The 4,383-nt window shown below is 33.4% G+C and carries 8 protein-coding genes; all 8 read left to right on the forward strand.

Features of this window, described 5'->3' with window-relative positions; all coding sequences use genetic code 11:
* Window positions 1-308, forward strand: a 308-nt coding sequence (locus RQ893_RS08335) for a hypothetical protein (protein ID WP_311482556.1), incomplete at its 5' end; no start/stop codon positions are given.
* On the forward strand, window positions 308-796 hold the full coding sequence (locus tag RQ893_RS08340) for a prepilin-type N-terminal cleavage/methylation domain-containing protein (protein WP_311482557.1): 489 nt from the start codon (window positions 308-310) through the stop codon (window positions 794-796). The genes RQ893_RS08335 and RQ893_RS08340, both read left to right, overlap by 1 nt.
* On the forward strand, window positions 793-1,191 hold the full coding sequence (locus RQ893_RS08345) for a hypothetical protein (RefSeq protein WP_311482558.1): 399 nt from the start codon (window positions 793-795) through the stop codon (window positions 1,189-1,191). Before RQ893_RS08340 ends, RQ893_RS08345 begins: the two co-directional genes overlap by 4 nt.
* A 63-nt stretch (window positions 1,192-1,254) precedes the next feature.
* Complete coding sequence (locus RQ893_RS08350) at window positions 1,255-2,448, forward strand: acetate kinase (RefSeq protein ID WP_311482559.1); 1,194 nt, start codon at window positions 1,255-1,257, stop codon at window positions 2,446-2,448.
* Window positions 2,449-2,512: 64 nt separating this feature from the next.
* Window positions 2,513-2,692, forward strand: a complete 180-nt coding sequence (gene rpmF / locus RQ893_RS08355) for a 50S ribosomal protein L32 (protein WP_004830014.1) — start codon at window positions 2,513-2,515, stop codon at window positions 2,690-2,692.
* 95 nt (window positions 2,693-2,787) lie between these two features.
* Window positions 2,788-3,765, forward strand: coding sequence for a phosphate acyltransferase PlsX (gene plsX / locus RQ893_RS08360; RefSeq protein ID WP_311482560.1), 978 nt, complete (start codon window positions 2,788-2,790; stop codon window positions 3,763-3,765).
* Window positions 3,758-3,982: a phosphopantetheine-binding protein gene (locus tag RQ893_RS08365; RefSeq protein ID WP_311482561.1), complete on the forward strand. Its 225-nt coding sequence runs from the start codon at window positions 3,758-3,760 to the stop codon at window positions 3,980-3,982. The genes plsX and RQ893_RS08365 overlap by 8 nt, the downstream gene beginning before the upstream one ends.
* Window positions 3,982-4,383, forward strand: a 402-nt coding sequence (locus tag RQ893_RS08370; RefSeq protein WP_311482562.1) for a ribonuclease III domain-containing protein, incomplete at its 3' end; no start/stop codon positions are given. The genes RQ893_RS08365 and RQ893_RS08370, both read left to right, overlap by 1 nt.

The following is a 4,383-nucleotide window of genomic DNA, read 5'->3' on the forward strand; positions in this document are numbered from 1 at the left end:
GCCTTATAGAAGTACTTTTTGCTATCTTACTATTAAGTATGATAGCTTTATTTTTAATGCCAGCCCTCGGCTTAAATTTGCATAAATCTAGCAAGATAAAAGATATGGCAGATATTAGTTTTAGTCTAGAAGAGGCTGTAGAAATAAGCAGGAAGAAAGAAGTTGGCACTCACACAGAAAATATAAACGGAAAAGATATAGAAATAAGTATTGAAAAGTTTCAAAGCCCAATTTCAACAGCGACCTATAAAAAAATCACAGCAAGCTATAAGGATAAGAGTTTTGAATTAGTAGAGGCGGATGACTGATGAAAAAGGGGTTTACTTTGATTGAACTTATAATCAGCCTATCCATCATTTCATTTTTGGTAGTTGTCTTATCTAATCTTTTTTCCTTTAATATTAATATATTAAATAGGTCTTATGAAGAAGAAAAAGAATATAAGGAAGCCTACACAGCTATGGCTTATGTGGATAATACTTTGAGAATGAGCCATAAAATAGAAGTTGCTACCAATAAAGATTCTAATTTCAATGCTTTTATATATAGGGTCAATAAGAATTACAATGATGATTATAGGGAAATATGCTATAATTTTTATTCCAAAGATGGATTTTTGTATATTCACAGTTCTGATGAAAGCAAAGATTCAAAAGGGACAGCAAATAAAATAAGCGAGTGCGGACCAGTTAATCTTGAGTATGATAAAATGACAAAAATTATTAAAATTAACCTTACCAGCAAGAATGGTAGGTATAAACTTAGGACTGCTATTTATGTGGGGGATAAGTCATGAAAAAGGCCTTTGTAAGCATATATGTTTTGTTAATCCTTCTCATTTTTGGTCTTACAATCAGCTTTATAAGTGGAGAAAACGAAACAAATTTTGATAGTGTTCAAAGTTTATATAACAAAAGAATAGCTATGTATGAAGCGGAATCTTTTCTTAATATTTTTGTAAAAGAAAAAAATATAAATAAGTCAACTAGTTTGAAAGAAATCCTAGCTAATTTTGACCATAGGTCAGAAATTACAATTGAAAAAGCTGATGATAAGGGAAAAATTAAAGAAAAGGATGCTAAACTTATTTTTATAAAAGCAAGTTATAAGAACACAGTTGGCAATGCTATTTTAACTTATAGGTTGGGTGATGATGGAAAAATAAGCCCAATATATAAGAAAGTTTATTAACATTGCCAAAAAATCATTTACGGTATAATGAATATAGTAAAAGCTAAATAAATTGGAGGAAAAATGAAAGTATTAGTAATTAACTGTGGTTCATCATCACTTAAATATCAATTATTTGATATGGATAATGAAGAAGTAATGGTAAAGGGTCTTGTAGAAAGAATTGGTATCGAAGGATCAAAACTTATACAAGAAAAGGGTGATGATAAATATATAATCGAAGAAAACATGAAAGACCATACAGAAGCTGTTTCACACGTTTTTGATGCCTTAGTTGACAAGGATAATGGAGTTATAGCTGACCTTAGCGAAATTGATGCAGTAGGTCATAGGGTTGTCCATGGTGGAGAAAAGATTACAAAATCAGCTCTTATCGACAAAGAAGTTAGGGAAGCTATAGTAGAATATCAAAAATTCGCCCCACTTCACAATCCAGCTAACCTTATGGGACTTGAAGCTTGCGAGAAATTACTTCCAAACGTTAAAAATGTAGCAGTATTTGATACAGCTTTCCATCAAACTATGCCAAAAAGAACCTATCTTTACGGAATTGACTACAAATATTACGAAGAAGACGCTATTAGAAAATACGGCTTCCACGGAACAAGCCACAACTTTATTACTAATAAAACAGCAGAAGTCCTTGGCAAGGATGTAAAAGATTTGAATATTATTTCTGCCCACCTAGGAAATGGTTCATCTATTTGTGCAGTTAAGAACGGCAAATCTTATGATACATCAATGGGACTTACTCCACTAGAAGGCCTTGTAATGGGTACAAGAAGCGGAGACATGGATCCTTCAGCTGTAACCTATATAATGAGAAAAGATAATTTATCACCAGAAGAAATGGAAAATGTTCTTAATAAAAAATCTGGTGTTCTAGGTGTGTCTGGAGTATCAAGCGACTTTAGAGACCTAGAAAGTGCAGCAAAAGAAGGCAACGAAAGAGCCCAAGCAGCTTTAGATATGTTTGTAACTAGAGTTAAGAGATATATAGCAGGTTATATGGCAGAAATAGGCTCATGCGATGCTATAGTATTTACAGGTGGTATCGGTGAAAATTCTATCTCAATTAGAGAAGATATTATGGAAGGTTTCCAGCAATTCGGTATCAAGATTGACCCAGAAAAGAACAATGTTCGTGGTGGTTGCCATGTTGTTTCAACTGATGATTCTAAGGTGAAAATAATGGTAATAGCTACAAATGAGGAATTAATGATAGCAAGAGATACAAAATCTCTAGTAGAAGCTTGACAATAAAGAAAATAGCTTATATAATATTAAAGATTGCTAAAACTGATAAGAGGAGGTGTCAAAGATGGCAGTACCAAAAAGAAGAACATCAAAAACTAGAAAAAATAAAAGAAGAGCCTCAGCTTATACTTTGAACAGATCAAACTATGTTGAGTGTCCAAATTGCCACGAAATGAAATTACCACACAGAGTTTGCCCATCCTGTGGGGAATACAAAGGCGTAGCAGTAATTGATGAACAATAGTTATTAAAAGAGAGTTTGTTGCCAAGCAACAGACTCTTTTTTTATGGAAATTTAACTTCTTGTAGTATAATATATAAAATTAGAAGAGGGGTTTTATGAAAATATTATTAGATACCTTTGGTGCAGATGAGGGTGCAAAAGTCCTTGTTGATGGTGCAATCCTTGCCCTAAAACAAAAAACTTTCATCCCAGTATTTGTAGGAAATAAAGAAGAATTAGAAAAATTAATAGGTGGAAAGATTAAAGATTATGAAATAATCCACACTGATGAATATATTTCAAATGACGAGGACCCAGTTAGGGCTATCAGGAGGAAGAAAGATGCTTCCTTAGTCCTTGCCTATAATAAATTAAAGGAAGAAGGGTATGATGGGCTCTTATCAGCAGGCTCTACTGGTGGTATCCTAGCAGGTGGCATTTTTATTTCTAAAAGAATTGACGGAATAGATAGACCTTCTCTTGCGGCGCCACTTCCAAGCATTGGTGGGTACACTCTTCTTATGGACACAGGAGCTAATATGGATTGCAAGCCGATTTACCTTGAAGAATTTGCTATCATGGGTAAGGTATTTTTGGAAAATGTTATCCATATTAAAAATCCAAAGATTGGACTTTTAAATGTTGGGGTAGAAAGTCACAAGGGAGATAAGCTTACTAAGGAAGCCTATGAATTGCTTAGCAATTCTAATTTAAACTTTGTAGGCAATATCGAAGCTCGTGATTTATTCACAGGTAAGTGCAACATCATAGTAGCTGATGGTTTCGCAGGCAATATTGCAATAAAGACTGCAGAGGGTGTTATAAGTATCTTTAAGTCACAAATGAAGGATATTTTTTATAAGTCACTCAAAACTAAGCTTGCAGGGCTTGCTATAAAAGAAGATCTAGCTGCAGCTATGGGTAAATTTAGCTCCCAAAACATTGGTGGTGTCCCGCTACTAGGGGTAAAGTCTTATGTGTATAAGGCTCATGGAAATTCAAATGATATAGCTATTTCTAATGCCATCCTAGGACTTATTGACTATATAAATATGGATGTTATAAACAAAATACAAGGAGAATTAAATGATTAGAGAACAATTAGTAAAACTAGCAGAAGAAAATCTTGATATCGACACTTCTGACTTAGACTTTGAAAGCAAGATATCAGACATGGATATCGATTCAATTGACCTAGTTGATTTTATCATGGTTATTGAAGAAGAATTTGATATAGAATTTACTGATGAGGAGTTAGATGAAATCGAAACTCTCTCAGATATAGTAAGTCTAATAGAAAGTAAAAACTAATGTCTTTGTCAAAAGATAGACTAGAAAAAATCGAAGAATTTGAAAAAAGTATAGGCTACAGCTTCAATGACAAGACATTGATAGATGTAGCCTTTACTCATTCATCTTTTACAAACGAAGCAAGAATTAAGACAAAATCCAATGAAAGACTTGAATTTTTAGGAGATACTATTCTTGACATGATTGTAAGCGAATATCTTTTCAAAACTTATAAGGAAAAGCCAGAAGGATGGCTTACAAGGACTAGGTCTAGGATTGTTTGCACAGATTCCTTTGCTAAGGCAAGTGAAAAACTCGACTTGACCAAGTATTTAAGGTTTGGAATGGGAGAGAAAAAACAAGGTGGCAAGCTTAAAAAACACGTAAAAGCTGATACCTTTGAAGCTATGTGTGCAGCAATT

The sequence above is a fragment of the uncultured Anaerococcus sp. genome, assembly GCF_963510915.1.
Lineage (GTDB): Bacteria > Bacillota > Clostridia > Tissierellales > Peptoniphilaceae > Anaerococcus.